The 21,876-nt window shown below is 35.5% G+C and carries 23 protein-coding genes; 3 read left to right on the top strand and 20 right to left on the bottom strand.

The genetic code is table 11. The features are described from left to right. Positions 1-125: 125 nt before the first annotated feature. The 5 genes from UtA1_RS10870 to UtA1_RS10850 all read right to left on the bottom strand — a co-directional run bounded on the left by UtA1_RS10870 (position 126) and on the right by UtA1_RS10850 (position 5,338). Positions 126-833, bottom strand: coding sequence for an ABC transporter ATP-binding protein (locus tag UtA1_RS10870; RefSeq protein WP_016837804.1), 708 nt, complete (start codon positions 831-833; stop codon positions 126-128). Between the two features lie 5 nt (positions 834-838). Further along, on the bottom strand, positions 839-1,621 hold the full coding sequence (locus UtA1_RS10865; protein ID WP_096551023.1) for an ABC transporter ATP-binding protein: 783 nt from the start codon (positions 1,619-1,621) through the stop codon (positions 839-841). 11 nt (positions 1,622-1,632) lie between these two features. Then, a complete protein-coding gene (locus UtA1_RS10860) occupies positions 1,633-2,925 on the bottom strand; it encodes a branched-chain amino acid ABC transporter permease (RefSeq protein ID WP_040764502.1) in 1,293 nt (430 codons plus the stop codon). 9 nt (positions 2,926-2,934) lie between these two features. Beyond that, the gene (locus tag UtA1_RS10855; protein ID WP_016837801.1) at positions 2,935-3,921 is read right to left on the bottom strand and encodes a branched-chain amino acid ABC transporter permease; all 987 of its coding nucleotides are present in this window, start codon (positions 3,919-3,921) and stop codon (positions 2,935-2,937) included. 211 nt (positions 3,922-4,132) lie between these two features. Next, positions 4,133-5,338 (bottom strand): branched-chain amino acid ABC transporter substrate-binding protein, encoded by a 1,206-nt coding sequence (locus tag UtA1_RS10850; RefSeq protein ID WP_016837800.1) that lies wholly within the window; start codon positions 5,336-5,338, stop codon positions 4,133-4,135. A gap of 266 nt (positions 5,339-5,604) precedes the next feature. Between UtA1_RS10850 and UtA1_RS10845 the strand changes: the two genes are divergently transcribed. Further along, the gene (locus tag UtA1_RS10845; RefSeq protein WP_016837799.1) at positions 5,605-5,898 is read left to right on the top strand and encodes a MerR family transcriptional regulator; all 294 of its coding nucleotides are present in this window, start codon (positions 5,605-5,607) and stop codon (positions 5,896-5,898) included. 178 nt (positions 5,899-6,076) lie between these two features. Here the strand turns inward: UtA1_RS10845 and lepB are convergent, their stop codons facing one another. Then, positions 6,077-6,631, bottom strand: a complete 555-nt coding sequence (gene lepB, locus UtA1_RS10840) for a signal peptidase I (protein ID WP_096551021.1) — start codon at positions 6,629-6,631, stop codon at positions 6,077-6,079. Positions 6,632-6,668: 37 nt separating this feature from the next. Next, a complete protein-coding gene (locus UtA1_RS10835) occupies positions 6,669-7,439 on the bottom strand; it encodes an ABC transporter ATP-binding protein (protein WP_016837797.1) in 771 nt (256 codons plus the stop codon). A 148-nt stretch (positions 7,440-7,587) separates the two neighbouring features. Here UtA1_RS10835 and UtA1_RS10830 point away from each other — a divergent pair. Further along, a protein-coding gene (locus tag UtA1_RS10830; protein ID WP_408647289.1) for an IS3 family transposase occupies positions 7,588-8,723 on the top strand; the annotation gives its coding sequence in 2 pieces (ribosomal slippage) (positions 7,588-7,822 and positions 7,822-8,723; 1,137 coding nt in all). Between the two features lie 375 nt (positions 8,724-9,098). After that, entirely contained in the window at positions 9,099-9,611 is a 513-nt protein-coding gene (locus tag UtA1_RS10825; protein WP_016837796.1) for a methylated-DNA--[protein]-cysteine S-methyltransferase, read from the top strand. On the opposite strand, the gene UtA1_RS10820 is transcribed toward UtA1_RS10825, so the two are convergent. From UtA1_RS10820 to UtA1_RS10760, 13 genes are all read right to left on the bottom strand, one after another. Beyond that, positions 9,591-10,283 carry a DNA alkylation repair protein gene (locus tag UtA1_RS10820; RefSeq protein WP_096551017.1) on the bottom strand — a complete coding sequence of 231 codons (693 nt, stop codon included), beginning with the start codon at positions 10,281-10,283 and terminating at the stop codon, positions 9,591-9,593. The two genes, UtA1_RS10825 and UtA1_RS10820, sit on opposite strands and share 21 nt — an antisense overlap. Before the next feature lie 60 nt (positions 10,284-10,343). After that, the gene (locus UtA1_RS10815; protein ID WP_016837794.1) at positions 10,344-10,850 is read right to left on the bottom strand and encodes a DUF1648 domain-containing protein; all 507 of its coding nucleotides are present in this window, start codon (positions 10,848-10,850) and stop codon (positions 10,344-10,346) included. Between the two features lie 66 nt (positions 10,851-10,916). After that, entirely contained in the window at positions 10,917-11,393 is a 477-nt protein-coding gene (locus tag UtA1_RS10810) for a chemotaxis protein CheW (RefSeq protein ID WP_016837793.1), read from the bottom strand. A gap of 23 nt (positions 11,394-11,416) precedes the next feature. Continuing rightward, positions 11,417-12,532 (bottom strand): M20/M25/M40 family metallo-hydrolase, encoded by a 1,116-nt coding sequence (locus tag UtA1_RS10805; protein ID WP_096551015.1) that lies wholly within the window; start codon positions 12,530-12,532, stop codon positions 11,417-11,419. Between the two features lie 106 nt (positions 12,533-12,638). Continuing rightward, positions 12,639-14,171 (bottom strand): cobyric acid synthase, encoded by a 1,533-nt coding sequence (locus tag UtA1_RS10800; RefSeq protein WP_096551013.1) that lies wholly within the window; start codon positions 14,169-14,171, stop codon positions 12,639-12,641. A 14-nt stretch (positions 14,172-14,185) separates the two neighbouring features. Continuing rightward, positions 14,186-14,722 carry a cob(I)yrinic acid a,c-diamide adenosyltransferase gene (locus UtA1_RS10795; RefSeq protein ID WP_016837790.1) on the bottom strand — a complete coding sequence of 179 codons (537 nt, stop codon included), beginning with the start codon at positions 14,720-14,722 and terminating at the stop codon, positions 14,186-14,188. A 20-nt stretch (positions 14,723-14,742) separates the two neighbouring features. Beyond that, positions 14,743-15,522 (bottom strand): uroporphyrinogen-III C-methyltransferase, encoded by a 780-nt coding sequence (gene cobA, locus UtA1_RS10790; RefSeq protein WP_016837789.1) that lies wholly within the window; start codon positions 15,520-15,522, stop codon positions 14,743-14,745. Between the two features lie 61 nt (positions 15,523-15,583). Next, complete coding sequence (locus UtA1_RS10785) at positions 15,584-16,951, bottom strand: cobyrinate a,c-diamide synthase (RefSeq protein ID WP_096552500.1); 1,368 nt, start codon at positions 16,949-16,951, stop codon at positions 15,584-15,586. Continuing rightward, a complete protein-coding gene (locus tag UtA1_RS10780; protein WP_172597864.1) occupies positions 16,951-18,099 on the bottom strand; it encodes a cobalt-precorrin 5A hydrolase in 1,149 nt (382 codons plus the stop codon). The genes UtA1_RS10785 and UtA1_RS10780 overlap by 1 nt, the downstream gene beginning before the upstream one ends. Beyond that, a complete protein-coding gene (gene cobM / locus UtA1_RS10775) occupies positions 18,096-18,875 on the bottom strand; it encodes a precorrin-4 C(11)-methyltransferase (RefSeq protein WP_096551011.1) in 780 nt (259 codons plus the stop codon). The genes UtA1_RS10780 and cobM overlap by 4 nt, the downstream gene beginning before the upstream one ends. Further along, positions 18,872-19,576 carry a precorrin-2 C(20)-methyltransferase gene (cobI, locus tag UtA1_RS10770; RefSeq protein ID WP_096551009.1) on the bottom strand — a complete coding sequence of 235 codons (705 nt, stop codon included), beginning with the start codon at positions 19,574-19,576 and terminating at the stop codon, positions 18,872-18,874. The genes cobM and cobI overlap by 4 nt, the downstream gene beginning before the upstream one ends. Beyond that, entirely contained in the window at positions 19,569-20,777 is a 1,209-nt protein-coding gene (cbiE, locus tag UtA1_RS10765; RefSeq protein ID WP_096551007.1) for a precorrin-6y C5,15-methyltransferase (decarboxylating) subunit CbiE, read from the bottom strand. Before cbiE ends, cobI begins: the two co-directional genes overlap by 8 nt. Beyond that, the gene (locus UtA1_RS10760; RefSeq protein WP_096551005.1) at positions 20,767-21,876 is read right to left on the bottom strand and encodes a cobalt-precorrin-5B (C(1))-methyltransferase; all 1,110 of its coding nucleotides are present in this window, start codon (positions 21,874-21,876) and stop codon (positions 20,767-20,769) included. Before UtA1_RS10760 ends, cbiE begins: the two co-directional genes overlap by 11 nt.

The raw sequence follows: 21,876 nt of genomic DNA, 5'->3' as shown, positions 1-21,876 counted from the left end.
TGTTATATAATCATTCTTTTAAATTTTGTTTATTACTATAACCTAAAATTCATTATTAAATATAAAAATACACCATTTTTCTTTATTGAAAAATGATGTATTTTTGAACTAATAACTATCTTTATTTATGCAAGATATGCTTCTTTTACTTCTTCATTTTCAGCAAGTTCTTTTCCTGTTCCCGTTAAGACAATTTCACCATTTTGAATAACGTAACCTCGGTGTGCAATGCTTAATGCCTGATATGCATTTTGTTCGACTAACAAAATTGTAATGCCCATCTCATTCAATTGAAGTATGATTTCAAATATTTGTTCAACGACAATTGGAGCAAGTCCCATAGAAGGTTCATCAAGCATTAATAAATTAGGCTGCATCATCAATGCTCGACCGATTGCAAGCATTTGTTGCTCCCCGCCACTCATTGTTCCACCCTTCTGATTTATTCGTTCTTTTAATCTTGGAAAGTAAGTAAAGACATTTTCCATACGTTCTTCGATTACTGCTTTTCCTTTTACAGAAAATGCTCCCATAAGCAAATTTTCTTTCACTGTTAAATTGGCAAAAATTCTTCTACCTTCTGGTACGTGACTAATTCCCATCAATGTTGTTTCATGGGCTTGTTTGTTTGTGATATCTTGTCCATTGTAGAGTATCGCTCCTTTTTTCACTTTTGCTAAACCACTTATTGATTTTAATGTCGTTGATTTTCCCGCACCATTGCTCCCTATTAAAGTAACGATTTCTCCACGTTCTACTTGAAAACTTACCCCTTTTAATGCCTGAATTGCTCCGTAGTAGGTTTCAATATTGTTCACTTCCAAAACAGTCATTCCACTCACCTCTTTTGTAGTTCCAAAGCAGCTTTTCCTAAATAGGCTTCTATCACTTTTGGATTCGATCTTATTTCATCTGGATTACCTTCCGCAATTTTTTCGCCATGGTCAAGAACGACAATATGCTCAGAAATTTCCATAACTAATTTCATATCATGTTCAATTAAAATGACCGTTACATTGAATTCTTTTCCCATCCGTTGAATTACTTCGGTTAATTCCCGCGTTTCTCTTGGGTTCATTCCTGCTGCTGGTTCATCCAGTAAAAGTAATTTCGGTTTCGTTGCTAAAGCACGAGCAATTTCCAACTTTCTTTGGTTCCCATAACTTAGACTGCTCGCTTTTTCGTTTATAAATGGTTCCAGATTAAAATATTCCAAAAGTCGATAAGCTTCCACTTCCGCCTCTGACTCTTCTTTTCTTGTATTAGGTAGATTAAGAAAAATTCCTAATAGATTTCCTCTTAAATGGGTATGCATTCCAACTAATACATTTTCGATGACCGTCATTTCCCCGAAAAGACGGATATTTTGGAAGGTTCTGGAGATACCACGTTTAGCAACCTGATCCGGCTTTAATCCAACAATAGACTTGCCTTCTAGTAAAATTTCCCCTTCAGTAGGTTGATAAACTCCTGTAATCATATTAAAAAATGTCGTTTTTCCAGCACCGTTTGGACCAATTACCGCTGTAATGGAACCTTGTTTAACAGCCATTGAAATATTGGAATTGGCCGTTAATCCACCAAACTTCTTAGTTAAATTGGAAACTTCTAATATATTCATTGCTACACCCCCTAGGCTTGCACTCGATCTGTATCATTCGAACCTATATTGGATATTGCAGCTTTTTTCTGAGCTCTTTCTTTTATTTGTTCTACGTCAAACTTTTTATTCTTTGCAGGAATTAATCCCTTTGTTCGATAGATAGCAAAAATAACTAGTAGCACCCCAAAAATGAATCGTTGAAGTTTTGCAGGTGTTAATGCATCAGGAATTGTAATCACACCTTGTAAACTTAATTGATTCAGCCAATTCGTCAACTCCGTTAATACTTGCAAATTTAAAATTGTTACTAATGCTGCCCCTAAAATGGCTCCCGGAACACTACCCATTCCACCTAATACAACCATTACTAAAATCGTAAATGATTCTAGTAGTGTAAAACTTGTTGGATCTATAAATTGTTGCTTAGCTGCAAATACAACGCCCATGATACCCGAAAAAGAAGCACCTAAGGCAAAGGCGAGTAATTTTGTTTTCACTAACGGAATACCCATCGCTTGTGCAGCAATTTCGTTTTCTCTAACAGCCTTCCATGCACGACCTATTTTTGAATGTTCCAAACGATTTACTGCAAAAATCGTAAATAGTAAGATGAAGAGGACAATAAAGTAGTATTGATTTGGATAAATAATTTCCAATCCAAACAGATTTGGTGGTGTGATGGATGCAATCCCCATAGCACCGTTCGTAAAGTTAATTGGTCTATCTAAATTATTGAAAATAATTCGGATGATCTCACCAAAAGCAAGAGTAACTATAGCTAAATAATCTCCTTTTACCCGTAGCACAGGAACACCAATTAACACTCCGGCAATTGCTGCCATAATACCACCGATAATTAAAAAACCCCAGAAAGTACTACCACTTAATGGATATTCACCGAAGGGCATAAAGTTGGATGCCTGTGAAGTTGCAAAAATACTATACGAATACGCGCCAACCGCGAAGAACGCAACAAAGCCAAGATCTAATAATCCCGCCATCCCAACGACGATATTTAATCCAAGCGCCATCGCTATATAAATACCCACCATTGTTGCTACTTCCATATAAGAATGGAAGGCTGGTCCACCGCTAGACGCAAATGGTATAAGAATGAATAATAACCCTAACGCTATTAACCATTTCGTCACGACCTTTAAATTCATATAATAGAGAATTAATAGTGAAGACAGTAATAATAAGAATGAAACAACGGATTTTTGAGAGAAGTATAATGCGGATGAAGTCACGATGATGAAAAGGGTAAACAAAGTAATTTGAACAGATTTCTTTTGCAATAACATCGATAATTTTTCTTTCATTTCCATCACCTACACTTTCTCTGTTGCTGCTTTTCCTAACAATCCCTCAGGCTTGAAGAGCAGTACTAAAATTAAAATTGCAAAAGCAAATACATCTTTATATTCTGCTCCAAAAATGCCACCTGTTAATAAAGAAAGATTTGCAGAAGCAAACATTTCGATTAATCCTAATAAAAAGCCTCCAAACATCGCTCCACGAATATTTCCAATTCCACCCATTACTGCGGCTATAAAAGCTTTAATCCCTAAAATAAATCCAATGTAAGGGTCAATCGTACCGTATTGTATGGCAAAAAGCACTCCTGTTGCTCCTCCTAATGAAGAACCAATAAAGAAGGTAATGGCGATCACTTTATTTACATTAATAGACATTAGAGCTGCTGTTTCCCGATCCATTGAAACGGCACGAATCGCAGTTCCCCATTTCGTCTTATTGACAAAGAAATCTAGAGAAATCATCATACCAATGGCACAAATGAGCACTATAAAAAATGAAACTTTTAAACTTGCATCATTAAAAACTGATAAAAATGATGATACTGGTATTGTAATTTGTTTGGAAAATAAAGACGGTCCTGTCACAATATAATTTCCAGTCAAGATTTCAGCAACTATTCGAACAACATCTTGAAGAATGAAAGATACACCGACAGCTGTAATTAAGGCAACTAATCGAGGGGCTCGTCTCACCGGACGATAGGCAACTCTTTCAATACCCATTCCAAGTAAACCTGTACATAGTGCTGTTATAACTAATGCAATGATTAATAATAAAAGACTCGGTATCGATGAACCAAATCCCATTCCAAGAATGATGAGCAGAACAGCTGTTCCAATATAAGCACCCGTCATAAAAATTTCACCGTGAGCAAAATTGATTAATTGTAAAATGCCATAAACCATCGTATACCCTAGTGCTACAACAGCATAAACGCTTCCGAGTGTTAAACCATCAATTATCACTTGAGGTAAAGTTTGGAGCATCTCTTGAAACATAAAATTCCTCCAATCCGTTGTAAATTAAACTCGTGCTGTTTTATTCCCTCTCTTTTAGAAAAAAAGAGACGTCTGTAAAGGCAATTTAAGACGTCCTCCTTCGACGAGGTTAGTGACAAATTATATTGAGAACCATAGTAGCAATAATTTTTATTATTAGATAGGAAGGATGTCTAGTGTCCGGCTTTCTAGACATCCCCTTTCTGTCAGCTTATTGGCTTACTTCACCTACATACGATGCTGGATATTTTGCTTCCTCAAATTTATATAAATATACTTTTGCATTCTTGTTGTCTCCTTTTTCATCAAAAGAAACATCTGTGATGACTCCTTGATAATCAGTTATTGCTCTTACAGCTTCTACAACTGCTTCTTTCGGAGGAAGTTTGCCCCCATTTGCTTTAATAGCATTCTCTAAACCTTGTAAAAATACGCCCATTGCATCATATCCATAAGCCGAAAATGCTTCTGCTTCTTTATTGAATTTTGCTTTATAATCATCCATGAATTTTTTTCCTTCAGGGGTTGAACTTGTATCTCCAGCAACCGATGTAATGTACACATTCTTCACTGCTTCCCCAGCAATATCAACTAAACCTGAGGAGTCCATTCCATCGCCACCCATAATTGGTACATTTATTCCTTTATCACGTGCTTGTTTTATAATAATTCCACCTTCACTATAAATGCCTCCAAAGAAAATTAAATCAGGTTTTTTATTTAATGCTTGATTGATGACACCATTGTAGTCTTTTTCACCAACTGTAATTCCTTCATATCCAACGATTTCAGCACCTAATTTTTCCGCTTCTGCAACAAACGCATCAGCAATTCCTGTACCATAGGCTGTTTTATCTTGAATCACGAAAATTCTTTTTGCTCCTAATTCATTGACTGCAAATTGAGCACCAGCTGGTCCTTGGAAATCATCACGGGCAACAATACGATTCACAGTTTTTAGCCCACGATCCGTTACATCTGTCGCAGTACTTCCAGGATTCACCATTGTTATGTTGTATTTCTCGTATATTTCTGAAGAAGGAATCGTAACCCCTGAGTTAAAGTGACCAATTACTCCATAAATTGCATCATCTGCTCCTATTAAGTTGGCATTCGATACGCCTTTTTTTGGATCTGCTTGGTCATCATAAGGTTCCAATTGCAGTGTAAAGCCCATTTCTTCAAATCGTGATGCTTCTTCTTCCAATTTCATTTGAGCACCAAGTTTAATGGCTTCACCAATGATTGCATTACCACCGGATAACGGTGTATGGGTTGCAATTTTTATAACATTGGAATTAGCTCCAGTTTGTTCTGTTGTTGTTTGTTGACCGGATTGATTACTGGAACTTTGTGAACAGGCTGAAAGGATTACCAACAATAAAGCGCTGGCAAAAACAACAAGTAATTTTTTCATACATCTCCTCCTTTTGATAAATTGTTCTCTTGAAAATAATGCTAATTTTAGTATATTTTTTTACAATTTTGTGAACATCATCTTTGTAAGAACTCCTTACATACTTTTTTTATTAAACTTGCAACTTTTTTACATGTCGATTAATGAGATTTCTTGTAGAAACATTCACTATAAATATGATGTTAGTTTGGTATTTTTTTTCGAGCGGTTTAATAAATAGATATAGAGTTAAACATATAAGACTATCGGAAAGTGGGTAATGCTTGATGCCTCTACAAAATCATGCATATAAATATAAAAAGGTTATATCAATCGGCACTGTTAGTGAGCTTACAGGTTTGTCCCATAGGCAGATACGTTATTATGAATCTAGAAAATTAATTTTCCCCGAAAGATCAAAAACAGGTATTCGAAAATATTCCTTTCATGATGTTGAAATATTAATAGAAATTGCAAATCATTTAGAAGAAGGTGTGTGGACAAATGAAATTCGAGAAGAACTAAAAAAACGTCAAAACAATCATCAAATAAAAATAGAGCAACCATATAATACCTGTTGAGGCATTTTGAATTTTTAATATACTGTATTCTTATCTTTCCTACGTAATGACTAATTTTTTATTGTATTTGCATTATCATAATTGGAAAGTTGTTGAAAAAGGGTGTTTAGAAAGTCGAAAGCTTTCTAAACACCCTCTCTTCTTCTTAATAATGTTTAAGATTTATTTTGCAACATGTTTATTCATATGGATTAGAAAAATATTTCATGTTTTGTAGTGGATAAATTCTCAATTTAGATTCTCCAAAAACATCCTCTATTGGTATTAAACCATAATGCCGACTGTCATAACTATTCAAACGATTATCTCCTAATACAAATATATAGCCATCTGGCACTTTCTTTTCACCCGTCAAATCTTCCAATGTAAAATTTTCAGTCATGCGAATTTGATACTCAGCATTTCGTTTTACATATGGTTCTTCAAATTCTTTTCCATTGATAATTAATACATCATCTTTCATTTCAACCGTATCTCCAGGCAATCCTATGACCCGTTTAATATAATATTCATCTTCATAAGGTGCTTTAAAAACAATGTGATAAAATCGTTGGATTTTACTTATTTTGCTAACAATAATGACATCTTCATTTTCATATGTAGGTGACATTGAAGCACCATTTACAACAACGGGAGAAAAAATATATTCCCTACAGATTAAAGCAATGGTAATTCCCGAAACGAAAACAAAAAACCAAGATAGCAATTCTTTCCGAATGTTATTTCCCTTCATTTATCCTGCTCCTCGTAAACGACTTAAAATTGTCCAATTATTTAAATGCAATCCATGTACGATTCTGCTGTTCTTGTACGGATAGATCGCGACCAAAAAATTGAGATAAGTTTTGCTCGGTTAATAGATCATTTGCTAATCCTTTTGCATATACTTCCCCATCTTTTAGCAACAAAGTATGAGAAAAACAAGGCAATATTTCTTCTACATGATGAGTGACATAGATTAATGTTGGACAATATTCCTGTCGTGCAAGATTCCCTAAAAACGCTAGAAATTCCTCTCTTGCAATAACATCTAATCCATTACAAGGTTCGTCTAATATTAATATTTTCGGATTGGTCATTAATGCTCTAGCAATTAACACCCTTTGTTTTTCACCTTGAGATAGCAGGCCATATTGGGAACTTTCCAAATATTCAATTCCTAATTGTTTCATAAGCATATGTGCGATTTCCACATCTTTTTTTTCTACCGGTTCATATAGACCGATCGATGCGAATTTTCCGCTTAGCACAATGCTTAACACAGAATCAAATTCTCTTAACTGCTCTTTTAAAGAAGAACTGATAAAGCCAATTTCTTTACGCAATTCAGGAATATTTGTTTTTCCAAATTCTTGACCTAACACTTTTACTGTTCCTGAAGTAGGGTATAGATAGCCGGTGATGATATTGAGCAATGAAGTTTTACCCGCTCCGTTTAATCCAATGATGGACCAATGCTCCCCTTTATCTATATTCCAATTAATCTCTTTCAAAAGGATTTTGCCATTTCGTTTCACTGTTACATTTTTTAACTGTATCAATGTTCTTCCCCCATTTGTCCACCTTTATTAGTATTTTAATATTACAATAATTAAATATATAAAGAAAAGTAATAGATGTAGTATAGATTTATGGACACAACTTGGTTAAGTCATTAATATTAAACTAACGAAAGGTTGTGTCCGAATCATGAGTCAAAAACGGTATAATCAAGAATTTAAACAAACAGTAGTTGAGCTTTATCGCTCAGGCACTCCAGTCAGTCAACTCTCTAGCGAATATGGTGTTTCAGAAGTAACGATTTATAAATGGATTAAGCAACTCTCTCCAATTGAATGTGAACAGGAATTAACTTTGGCTGATATAGAAGCCATTCAAAAAGAAAATCTTCGATTAAAACAGGAGATCGAAATCTTAAAAAAGGCTATGACCATATTCGCGAGAAAATAGATGAGCAAGAACTGATTGACTTGATTACAAAAGAAAGCGAACATCATCCAATCCAAATGATGTGTCGTGTTTTAAAGATGCCTAAAAGTACGTATTATCAATCGTTTCACAAGAAGCCGAATAGCTATCATGTCGCCAACGAACAACTGCTTGAACGAATTCGAGCAATCCATAAAGAAAGTAAGGGTCGTTATGGGGCCCCTAAAATCTTTGAAATACTTAAAAAAGAAGGCTATACAGGCAGTATCAATCGAGTTCAACGTTTGATGAAACAAGCAGGCATCCAATCATGTATTGTAAAAAAATTCCGCCCAACACCAACACAAAAGCCCGTAGAAGAACGAGAAAATGTATTAAATCAAGATTTCACTACAACAACAATCAACGAAAAATGGGTAGCTGATATTACATATGTCCATACGCTTCGTGATGGTTGGTGTTATCTAGCGTCCGTTCTTGATTTACATACAAAAAAAGTGGTCGGATATAAATTCTCTCGTACCATGACATCAGAAATTGTGCTGGAAGCACTTCAGAATGCGATTCAAGATCAAAAGCCCGATCCTGGTCTTATCGTGCATACAGATTTAGGAACACAATATACAAGTGAAGCCTTTCAAAAACTACTAAAAAAACATGAAATGGTTCCGTCATTTAGTCGAAAAGGATGTCCATATGACAACGCTTGTATTGAATCTTTTCATGCCATATTGAAAAAAGAAGAAGTGTATCTAACCAAATACGAAAGCTTTGAGACAGCGAGAATTGCGTTATTTCAATTCATCGAAGGTTGGTATAATCGAAAACGAATTCATGGAAGCATTGGTTATTTGACACCGGATGAATACGAAAAAATGTGCCGAATAGCAGCGTAAAACATGGGGTACAGAACACTTCCCCCCTTCACATTTTTTTTGGCACAACAGCCATGGGTTTATTTCTCCACGTCCCAAGTAGATTGTCAAAGGCTCTTTTCACTTTGACAATCTACATGGGATGTGGAACAATCCATGAATGGTTGTTGTGCAAAAAAACTTAATCTTTTTGTGTCCAAAAACTTGACGTAGATCCATAACAATATTTTTAACTATTAATTTACTCCTATAATACATCGCTATTTTGATTTATCTTTTTATTATCATATTAATTTAAATACTTTATTTTTTTCAGATGAAGAATCGGAAGAAAAAGTATGTTACAGTTTACTTAATTTAGTATTTCATTTAGGAAAACGAGAAAGGGGTTATGTTATGAAACAAAAAAGCATTTACGCATCATCCATCAACCATTCATATATGGACTTATATATTGCCGCATCGGACAAAGGTTTAGTTTTTGTAGGGGCTCAACATTCTTCTATGGAAGAATTAAAACAGTATTGCCAAAAACAATATCCACATTGTGAAGTAGTTGAAAATGATCTATTCATTTCGCCCTATTCTTCCCAATTGATTGAATATTTAGATGGTAAACGCAAACAATTTACATTACCATTTGATATTTCTGGAACTCCTTTCCAACTACAAGTGTGGAATGAATTATGTAAAATTCCATTTGGCAAAACTGCTACCTATTCTGAAGTGGCAACGAATATTGGAAATCCAAAAGCAGTCCGTGCAGTAGGAGGAGCAATTGGAAGCAATCCATTATCCATCGTCATCCCTTGCCACCGCGTCATAGGTAAAAACGGAAGTCTTACTGGTTATAGCGGTGGACTGGATGTAAAAAAACGATTATTAGATTTAGAAGGTATTCCTTATTGATCTTTTCATTTTTCGTATGCTTTCCTTCACTTCTTTGCTGATACGATGAGACTCAATAATTTTTTGTAACGCTTTATTATAAGTAAAATCATCTAAAGAATTTTTTTGTAAAAATGATGTTGTTTCTTTGGGAAACTTTAAATAGGCAACGGATATCGCCCAAGCGACTGCCATTTTAACATAATAGCCGTCATGCTTGATGTCATCCCATATTTGAAATAATTCTTCAATATACTTTTCTTCAATAAAATAACTAAGGGACATCACGATGGCAAAACGTATTTCAAATTCGTTTTCTGAATGGAAATAGGAGGAAAGGATATTCCACACTTCTTCCCGATGCTTTTTTGTAAATTTTAATCCGACACAAAAACTATCACATACAGACCAATTATCTATTTTAGGTACAAACCACTTAATCCACTTTAGTCTTTCCTCTAATGGAATGTTTACTTGCCCGATCACCATGCCTTTTAGCATAATTTCTTCAAAATATTCCTCTGTTCCATTCAATAAAAAATCTTCCCAGTCGCTTTTTGAAATTTCTTTTGCTAATGCTCTTAACTTCGGAATGCGAACCCCAAGAATATTTTCTTGATTCGGTATTAATGTTTTTTGAAACAATTGATACTTCTGTTCAGACAATTCTAATAGTTCTTTCCGTATTTCCAATCAAATCAACTCCCATATTTCAACATTTCGTGTCATTCGGTATAGAAGTGTGGAAAATAATTATTTAATTTTGGATTGTTTATATATACCAATACCTATTGTAATAATGAGGGAAACGATAATCCCCGGAATAAACCAGATCCAAAGAAATTCGGTTTTACCTAATGCGATTTGTACAATTTGAAAATTAATCAATGCAAAAAGGATCATGCAAATATTTTTTATAATATTTAACATCTTTCGGCTATTTAAATAAAATTGTTCTGCATTTGATTCATTGATTCTTTCCGGATAATTATACATATGGGGAGCTTTTTCAAAAAGAGATGTTAACAATAAAACAAACATTCCAATGAATGGCAATATAATTAACTCATATTTTGAACCCCATCGATCTACTTCACCTTTAGCATTAAAATGTCCTGGTATTCGATCAGGAATTTGGCTCCACTGAAAAATAATAAACAAATTAGACAATATAAATAAACCAATACCAACGATATCACAGATTTTCTCCATTTTTGTTTTTGGTATATGAAGAATTGGTCGATATGGCGTTTTCATCATATTATTCCACCTTATATAAAAATAAAGCTAGAAAAGGCTAATGCCTTACTCTAGCAATTCTATATTTTATGAATTCATCTCTTTTTCCTCTTTCAATAAATGATGTAAATAATCAATAATTTCCCGAATTCCTTCTAATGAATTTATCAAAACGTCTGGATTCACAATCGTAATCATTCGATTTTCTAAATTGGCCACTGCTGTAAAATATTTTGTTTTAGAATAATTTACAAGCCCAACTTGTTGAATATCTTCATCAAGGAAATCTAATATTTCTTTTGCTTCACTCACAACTAATCCATAATTGACGATGTCCGTATTTAATACAATGATTCTCGCCAACGAATCCGTTGTTGGTTTGTTGTACAAAATAATATTAAAATCAAGGATAGGTATAAGCTCTCCACGAATTCGCGTAAAACCCACTAAATAAGTTGGCAAGTGAGGAATGGGGTTTATCTTTCCTATTTTTTCAATCGACACGACTTGATTAACAGGTATTGCGTATTCTTCATTTTCGCATCGATAAACGATTGTTTTCATGAACATCACCTCAAATTGAACAATTACTTGCAAGAACTTTTAACGATTTCTACTAATAAATCGGCTAATTTCTCCAATTCTTCAATAGGCATTCTTTCTTTTGTTGTATGAATATTTTCATAGCCTACCGATAAGTTTACTGTCGGAATTCCAAAACTTGAAATAATGTTTGCATCACTACCCCCGCCTGAAACGCCAATTTGAGGTGTACGGCCAATATTTCGGACAGCTTCGACTGCTATTTGCACCACTTTGTCTGATTCGTTTACTGAAAATCCAGGATACATGATTTGAACATCCACTTCTGCACGGCCGCCTAATTTTTCAGCAACTTTTTCGAAAGTCTCTTTCATATGTTTTGTTTGGTAATCTAATTTAGACTTTTGGATGGAGCGGGCTTCTGCTAAAATTAAAACTTCATCGCAAACGATATTTGTTGCCTTTCCACCTTCAAAACGACCGATGTTTGCCGTTGTTTCATGATCGATGCGCCCCAATTTCATTTCAGCAATCGCTTTTGCAGCTAGGGTGATGGCAGAGATTCCTTTCTCTGGTTCAACTCCTGCGTGGGCAGTTTTTCCGAATATCTTCACTTCAATTTTAGCTTGGAAAGGAGCTGCGACGACAATCCCCCCAACTTTTCCATCACTGTCTACCGCATATCCATACTTGGCGATAATCTTTTCCCGTTCCAATTCCTTAGCCCCACGAAGTCCATTTTCTTCACCAGCAGTAATTATGAATTGAATTGTACCATGCTCAATTGACTGTTCTTTAAGTCGACGGGCCATTTCAAATAGTGCAGCAATACCGGCTTTATCATCTGCACCTAGAATCGTTGTTCCGTCTGAATAAATATATCCATTATCCCGTATTTCAGGCTTAATTCCCTTTCCAGGAACGACTGTATCCATATGAACAGTAAAATAAATGGGTTCTATATCTTCTCTTCCATTCAATGTGGCTATAATATTCCCTGCACCATGACCATTTCGTGTATGGGCATCATCTTGATATACTGAAAAACCTAAATCCTCTAACTTCTTTATAAGTACTGGAGCAATTTTTTCTTCGTGTTTCGTTTCCGAGTCAATCTGTACTAATTCGATAAATTCATTTACTAAACGGCTGTTTCTCATCATCAAAACTCCTTTATCATACCTCTTTCATCATCATTCTACGCTTAGATGCTTAAGATTACAAATTTCTCCACTTATACTGAACAAATAAAAAAAATGGGACAAATTATATCCCATTTTTGATCTTCTTTTGATTTTCTAATAAAGAATAAATATATTCCATATTCAAATATTGCTGTACATGTTGTGCAAGTAAGTCGTAAGCTTGTTCTCGTTGTTCTTTATCGGATATTACATCCATTGATAATTCTTTTAAACCTTTACTTTTTCTAATTTCATTAAAGTAAGCTCTTGTAAAGGAACGATTTTGGAAAATTCCATGTAAATAAGTACCAATCACTTTCCCGTGATGAAAAATAATCCCATCACAAGATCCATCATCTAATTGTAAAAATGGTTGTACATTAGAGTCTTGCGTTACTTTTGTTTGACCTAAATGAATCTCGTAACCTTTCACATCAATTTCTTTATTAAAAAGCATTGGATGAATTTTCCCTTTCGTTTGGGTCGTGCGTTTATTTTTTTCAAAAGTCGTTTGAATCGGTAATAAGCAAAGACCTGTCGTTTCTTTTATATCGCTCTCCACAAAGTCAGGGTCAAACAACTTCTCTCCTAATATTTGATAGCCACCACAAATCCCAAATACCCGCGAACCATTCATAGAGCATTGCTGAATAGCCTCAAATAACCCCGTTTCTTTCAACCACTCTAAATCTGCTGTCGTATTCTTCGTACCAGGAATTATAATACAGTCAGGATTGCCTAAATCACTTGCATGACTTACAAAACGAACGCCTACATCAGGTTCATCAAATAGCGGATCTAAATCGGTGAAATTAGAGATTCTCGGCAATTGTATACAAACAACATCAATGAGAGAATCGTTCTTTTTCGGTCTTTTTAATTTTAACGTATCAAGGGCTAATGAATCTTCGGCTTCGATTTTCAAGTCAAAATATGGGATGACGCCAATGACAGGAATACCTGTATATTCTTCAAGCCATTTTATTCCGTTTTCAAGTATTTCAATCATTCCTCTAAATTTGTTAATAATTATTCCTTTTACAAGTTTTCGTTCATCTTCATCAAGCAATGCTAGAGTGCCAACAATGGATGCAAAAACGCCTCCTCGATCTATATCCGCCACAAGGAACACATCCGCATTGAGCATTTTCGCAACACGCATGTTAGCAATATCTCGATCTTTTAAATTAATTTCAGCAGGACTTCCAGCACCTTCTGCTACAATAATATCGTAGGACTGTTCTAGTTCTCGAATGGCCTTTTCAACAATTGGCAATGCCTGCAGCACAAAGTTATCTCTATAATTTGTAGCACTCATATCCATAAAATGTTTCCCATGAACAATGACTTCTGATACCATGTCTTGTTTCGGCTTCAGTAATATCGGATTCATCTTGGTTGTTGCGATTTCTCTAGCAGCTTCCGCTTGTACACCTTGAGCACGCCCAATTTCTCCCCCATCTTTGGTGACATAGGAATTCAGCGCCATATTTTGAGACTTAAAAGGTGCTACTTTGTATCCTGCATTTGAGAAAATGCGGCAAAGTGCGGTACAAAGCACACTCTTTCCCACATCAGAAGATGTTCCTTGAATCATAATTGAATTAGCACGCAAAAACGACCTCTCCTTTAAAATTCCAAGCCTTTTACTGCTGGAATCCCTTCATTGTAATAATGTTTCGTCGGTTCAATAGTTGAAACTAAATCTGCAATATCGATTAATTCTTGTTTTGCATTACGGCCTGTAATTACAACATGCATATGTTTTGGTCGGTTTTGAATGACGTTGATCACTTCATCTAATGGAATCACATCTTCAACTGGAAACTGTGTAATGCTTAGGGCATTGTTTAATTCATCTAATACTACAACGTCTACAGTTGAATCTTGAATGGCTTGTTTTGCTATTTCCCAACCTTTTTTCAAGGCTTCACGATGTTCCTCAGGTGTTTTTGTCCAAGTAAAACCGATTCCTAATTGTTCCATTGTCACCCCTAATTTTTTTAGAGCAAGGGCTTCACCATAAGTCCGTTCTTTCGATTTAATAAATTGTAAAAAACGAACGTTCATGCCGCGGCCAATTGCACGCAAAGTAAGACCTAAAGCTGAAGTTGTTTTCCCTTTACCATTTCCAGTATATATTAATATAAGTCCTTTTTGTTTCATCGATATTTCTCCTGTTTCTTTCATTCATTTACAGTGTTTTTCATATCATCTATATATTCTTCAAACCATTGGGCTTGTTCTCTGATACGTACCACTTCACCTACAATAATCATGGCAGGATTCCTAATCTGTGCTTTTACTGCTTGTTCAAAAATTGTTTCTAATGTCCCTGTAATCGTTCTTTGCCTTGTTGTCGTACCATTTTCAATTATTGCAACTGGGGTATCAGCTTTTTTTCCATGATGCATTAATTTATGACAAATATTTCTTAAATTACCTACGCCCATATAAAATGCTATTGTATCAATTCCGGAGAGGGAGTCCCAATTTAAATTATCAGAACCTTTATCTTTACTTCCGTGTCCTGTAACTAACGCAACAGTGGATGCATATTCACGATGGGTTAACGAAATTCCCGCATATTCGGCTGCTGCAACGCTTGCAGTAACGCCGGGCACAATTTCAAATGGTATTCCTTTCTTTTTTAATACTGCCGCTTCTTCTCCTACTCTTCCAAAAATACTTGGATCTCCACCTTTTAATCTGGTTACTACTTTTCCTTCTAATGCTTTTTGTACTAGAATTTCATGAATTTCCTCTTGGATTCGCATATGTTTTCCTGGAAGTTTTCCACAATATATAAGCTCTGCATTATATGGAGCATAATCTAACAATGCTAAGTTAATAAGCCGATCATATACAATGCAGTCAGATTGTTGAATACATTCAAGACCCTTAACGGTAATTAATTTCTCATCCCCAGGTCCAGCACCTACTAAATACACTTTTCCTAACCTCATATTTTCCCTCCCGAAACATTGTTGCTTCATATTTTTGTTCATCTTTTTCATTCTAAGATTATTAGATTGCATTTCGTTTCTGTTCTTGAAATTGTAAACATGCATTTATCCAGTTATCTACAAGTTTTGAATTGGAGGCGAAATGGAAATGAACATATCCTGCAATTAAAGAATGGAGAATGCAGCCAACTCGTTTTGCTCCAAATCGACTTTTCAATTCATAAGCTGGTGGATATAGTGAATTTGGCTGGAAAATTGAATAGTGGAATTCATGACCTTTCGCAACCTCTCCTTCTTTTATTAGGAAATTGTCATTCATGCCAAAAATTTCACGATATCCAAGGGCTGCAAGTGTGGACTGCATGGCTACTTTACCATCAATTACCCCAACCATTGGATAACTCATACCTTCTGTCGTCTCAATGGATTTTGTTAAATACATAAATCCACCGCATTCAGCAACAGTTGGAACACCTTTTTCAATCATTGCTTTGATGGATTGTTTCGACACTTCATTACTCGCTAACTTTTCAGCAAATTCTTCCGGGAAGCCTCCACCAATATATAAACCATCAACATCTTCCGGTACTGGATCATTTGCTAACGGTGAGAAGAAAAGAAGTTCTGCCCCTCGAGCTCGGAGCAATTGTAAATTTTCTTCATAATAAAAATTAAAAGCAGCATCTTTTGCTACTGCAATTTTCACATTCCCCTTTAAATTTTCTTCAAAAATAGAATGATTCACTTTTTCTAAGCTGTTTGTTTCAGAAATCGTTAGTAGTTTATTAAGATCAATCGTTTTTTCAACTTCTGTTGCCAGCATTTCAAAATAAGAATCTAAATCTCCCCGTTCAATAGCAGGAATTAACCCGAGATGCCTGCTTGGCAAGTGGAGTTCATTGTTTTTCTTCATATAACCAATCACAGGAATATGACATTCTTGTTCAATGGCAGCTTTTACAATGTTAAAATGGCTCTCACTTCCAACACGATTGGCTATTACGCCAACAATACGTGATGGTACATGGATTGTTTGAAAGCCTTTTACAATCGCAGCAGCACTTCTTGCCATACTTGCACAATCCACTACGAGAAGAACTGGACTCTCAGTAATGTCCGCAATATCAGCAGCAGAACCAGTATTTTCTAATGGATTTTTTCCATCAAAATACCCCATTACACCTTCAATAATTGTTATATCTGCATCACGACTATTGCGTTCCACAATATCGCGAATGACATCGTGGCTAAACATCCAACTATCAATATTTCGAGAAACTCGTTTTGTAACGGCAGTGTGATAGGTTGGATCAATATAATCTGGACCACATTTAAATCCTTGAACGACAAGATTTCGTTTTTTCAATGCCGCCATGATTCCGATTGTTAAAGTGGTTTTTCCAACCCCGCTCGATGTACCTGCAATCATTAATCTTTTTGCCACGGAAAATCCTCCTTATGCTCGAGTACCCCAACAGAAATTGTTACATTCCCACTTTTCTTTTTGACTAGAACTAGTGAATTTGATTGTAAATAACGTTTTGCTGCTGCTTCACTTACGGAATATGCTCCAGTATATTTATAAACCGTTTCTGATGGTTCTTCGATATGCATTTCATTCAATTCTTTAGCTGTGTACGTACAAAATTCCACATTTCTTTCGTTTACAACTTGCAATAAACCCTCTTCATCTTTCTTTAGATCAATCGTACAAATGGCTTTTACACTTTTTGATGAAAATCCTAACTCAAGCAACGTCTCTTCAATGACGAAATGAATTTCCTCCGCACTTGTTCCACGATTACAACCGATTCCTATTACAATTACTTTAGGCCTAAAAATAATGCCGTATTGTAAAATTGGTGTCTCTTCTGGTGTGAGTAACCGATGAGTAACAATTAGAGCACCGCTTGGTTTTGCATTGATTGCTTCCAAAATGGATTGATAAATTTTTATATTTTCTGGTAATGGGCGATCATATATCCACCATGAACGCTCTCCACTTTCCTGAACAACAGCAACATGTTCTTCGTTCACAACAGCTGCACTAACCTTCGTTAAATGTTCTTCTGAATCCCAAACCCAACCGAACCGAAAGCCAAATAAATCAACAGCGATAGTTTGCTGAACATCTGATGCCGTCGTAATCACAGGGTTTGCATGAAGCAATGCCGCGATTTCTCGCGTTAATTCATTCGCTCCACCTAGATGACCGGAAAGCACACTGATTACATTTTTACAACAATCATCTATAACAACAACGGCTGGATCAATTTTTTTATCTTTTATAAGAGGTGCTATCATGCGAACAACTGCACCGAGAGAAATAAATAAAATCAGACCTTTATATTTGTTAAAAATCGCTGATAACAGAATTCGAACATTGCCATCATATAGTTGGATGCTTAAGCTATCTTCATCAGCTTTACAAAACTTTTGCGGATAATAAAGGTCACAATTAGGAAAAAGTCCTTGTAATTTCCGAGCAATTTCTACACCATGTTTTGTTATAGCAACAACTGCATAATCATTTTTTTGATGAATGTTTGGAATTTCCTCTTCCACAAGTTGAATCACTTTGAAACTCCTTTCCGATAGCCATGAGTAAACTCGGCATCATAAAGCTTTGAGCGATACGTATCCTTTTCATAAAGGTTAGAGTCAAGTGCCCATCCTGCTAAAATCATGGCATGACTCCGAATGCCATTTTCTTTCATCGCTTGATCGAGATTCGCGAGTGTTGTACGAACGATTTTTTCATCTGGCCATGTAGCTTTTTGAATTACCGCAACGGGCGTGTCATCTTGCCACCCCGCTTCTTTTAATTCCTTCACTATTTTTTTCGTTAATGTTGCACTTAGGAAAAGAGCGATTGTACAATGATGGCTTGCTAAATCTTTTAATTTTTCTTTTTCCGGTACAGGTGTACGACCTTCAGCGCGGGTTAAAATAAGAGTTTGTGTTAATTCTGGAATCGTTAATTCTGCTTGTATTGCCGCTGCAGAAGCAAAAACAGAGCTTACACCAGGAATGATTTCTACCCCAATGCCTTCTTTTTTCAATAATGTTATTTGTTCAGCAATGGCACCGTACATCGATGGATCTCCAGTATGAATGCGGGCAACTAATTTATCACGTTTTACTCGATCGACTATGATTGAAACAATCTCTTCCAAATGCATTCCACTTGTTTTAATAATTTCTGCTTCTTTCTTTGCTTTGGCAATTAATTCTTCATTAACAAGGGAGTCTGTATAAAGAATACAATCTGCTTCTTGCAACATTTGTAATCCTTTTACAGTTATTAAATCGGGATCGCCTGGACCTGCTCCAATTATCCAAATTTTCTTCATTTGCGCACCACCATTAATGATAGATAATTTAAATCGGCACCTTCTAATTCGTTGATATTCCATAAGATTTCCTCGTCAGATGTAACTTTTGTAACTACATGTGCCTTGTTTTCTAATCCTAATTCTCGAAGCATTTCTAGCAACACATCAATAACCTTTGCAACTTTTAGAAATACTACAGCATCATGATTTTCAATTGCTTTTCTCATCTTTTCAACATCATCATTTGCGGGAATGATAGCCACTTGTTCATCACCATCCGCTAGTGGAATGGTTAATCGGGATACTGCACCGTTGACGGAGGAAATACCGGGTATGGAATGAATTTCTACATCGGGATATTTTTCCTTCATTACTTTCATTAGATGAATAAAAGTGCTATATAATAACGGGTCTCCTTCAGTAACAAATGCCACGTCTTTCCCTTGAGCAATTTTTTCATAAATTATATCAACGGCTTTATTCCATTCCCTCTCTAATACTTCCTCATTTTTCGTCATTGGAAATACAAGTCCTAACATTTCCTTTTCTTCAGGACGTATATAAACTTCTATAATCTTATACGCATAACTTTTTGAACCTCGCATTTTTTTCGGATAGGCTATTACAGGACATTCTTGAAGTTTCCGAAAAGCTTTAACGGTAAGTAATTCCGGATCTCCAGGTCCTACACCTATGCCATATAAAGCACCTTTACACATCCTCATCTTCCTTTCGTTTTGCACTTACAATAAACACAGGGTTTAATGGAGCGAATCGAGTCAACGATAATATTTGTTTACTTCTCGCAATTTGTACTTGGGTAACTTCTGTATGAAATCCTAACTTATAAAATATTTTGATAGATTCATATAAGTTTTCGATTGTTGCAGCATTTAGAACAATGCGGCCATTCTTGTTTAATCTTTCACAACATACGGTTAATAGTTCCTCCATGTTTCCACCCGTACCACCGATAAAAATAGCATCGGGATTCGGAAACTTTTCAAGGCCTTCTGGTGCTTTTCCGTGTACAACAGTGAAATCAACCCGAAATTTTTGTTGATTAAGAAGACAGTTTTTGATATCTTCTTCATTTTTTTCAATGGCAAAAATTTTACCTTCTTTTGCAATCTTCCCTGCTTCAATTGCAACGGAACCGGTGCATGTGCCGATATCCCAAACAATACTTTTTTCATGTAAATTCAATGCACTAATGGATAAAACACGAACTTCTTTTTTCGTGATTAAACCTTTCTCCGGTTTTCGTTGATAAAACTCTTCATCATCTATGCCAAGAGACCAATTTTTTGTTTGCTGAATTTTTACTAAAATTACAACATTTAAAGGGGAGAAGCTTGCTCGCTTCATTTCTTCAAGCGTCATTTTTCTGCAACGTTCTTTTTCTCCTTGCAAGTTTTCAGCAATATATGCTTCATATTCGGTCATTCCAAACTCTATTAAGTATGATGCTAGATTATTTGGCGAATTATTTTCATCCGTTAATATAATCACTTTGTCTTTTCCATCGATTTTTTGCGCTAGTCCTTTAATCGGCCTTCCATGAATACTGACAAAATAAGCATCATGCCAACTAATTCCGAACTTTGCGGCTGCAAGTTGAATTGAACTTACATAAGGATAAATTTCAACTGGAAGTTTTTTCGAAATGAGGCCTCCAATTCCATAGAACAATGGATCGCCAGAGGCTAAAATCACAATGTTTTGATTCCTATTTTCTAACTTTTCTATAACGCTCATTACTTTAGTTTTCAATAATATTTTTTCTCCATTAAAGTTTGGAAAAAATGATAATACTCTTTCTCCACCAACGAGAACTTCTGCACTTTCAATCCATTCGATGAGTTGTGGATGCAAACCTTGTGCACCGTTATCACCAATTCCAATCAATTTAATGGGCATCAATTATTTCCGCCTTTCCTAATAATTCACCTTTCATTGAATAAATCGCAGTTGAAACAATCAATCCGCCACCAACATGTTTTAAGATTTCTTTACAGCAAAGTTCTGATAATTTGTAAAAAAATTCCATACATCCTTGTTCTTTCATGATTTCCCCTACTTCATTTGCTGTATTTGCTTGAAGAATTTGTCTAACACTTTCATTGGTAGCGCCACTTTCTCTAGCAATGGATGCAAGAAATTCAAAATTGACTTGAGAACCTTTTGAATGAAGCATCATGGAACCTTGGGCAAGTTTTGAAAATTTTCCCATCATCCCGACTAAAGATACTTTCGGAATGCCTAATTGTTTGCACTGTTTCATTGAAAAACCAACAAAATCTCCCATTTCAATAAAAGCAACTTCAGGAAGCTCACTATACATGCTCATGGCAAATTTTTCACTTCTTCCACCAGTTGTAAAGACAAGATGTTCACTACCCGCTGCTTTTGCTACAGATATTGCTTGTACAATACTTGCCATATAAGCGGCGTTGGAAAAAGGAACGACTGTTCCCCTTGTTCCCAAAATTGAAATACCTCCAATGATGCCAAGACGACTATTTAATGTTTTTTTAGCAATTTCTTCACCCTCGGGGACAGTGATGATAATATTTACTCCGGTTTCAATTCCATATTGCTGTAAGACTTTTTCAACTTCTGTTTGAATCATTTTACGTGGAACGGGATTAATGGCAGCTAGTCCCACTTCAATTGGTAATCCAGGTTTTGTTACTCGGCCTACTCCCTTGCCGCCATCAATAAAAATTTCCTTGTCTTTTCTCCAAGAAACAGTTGCTTCAATAATTGCTCCATGAGTTGCATCAGGATCATCTCCACCATCTTTTATTACGGAACATTTTACTTCAATATCTCTTATTTCACATTTTTCGATTGAAAATTCAACATCTTTTCCCACAGGCAGATGAATCATTACTTTTTTTTGTTCTAGCTTTGTGATTAATGCGATTAATGCTGCTTTAGCACATGCTGTTGCACAAGCACCCGTTGTATAACCTTCCCTAAGTTCAGAAGGATCTTTTCTTTTCTGTTTTTGCAT

It is taken from the genome of Ureibacillus thermosphaericus (genome assembly GCF_002370195.2).
Lineage (GTDB): Bacteria > Bacillota > Bacilli > Bacillales_A > Planococcaceae > Ureibacillus > Ureibacillus thermosphaericus.
This window is presented reverse-complemented; position numbering and strand designations above follow the sequence as displayed.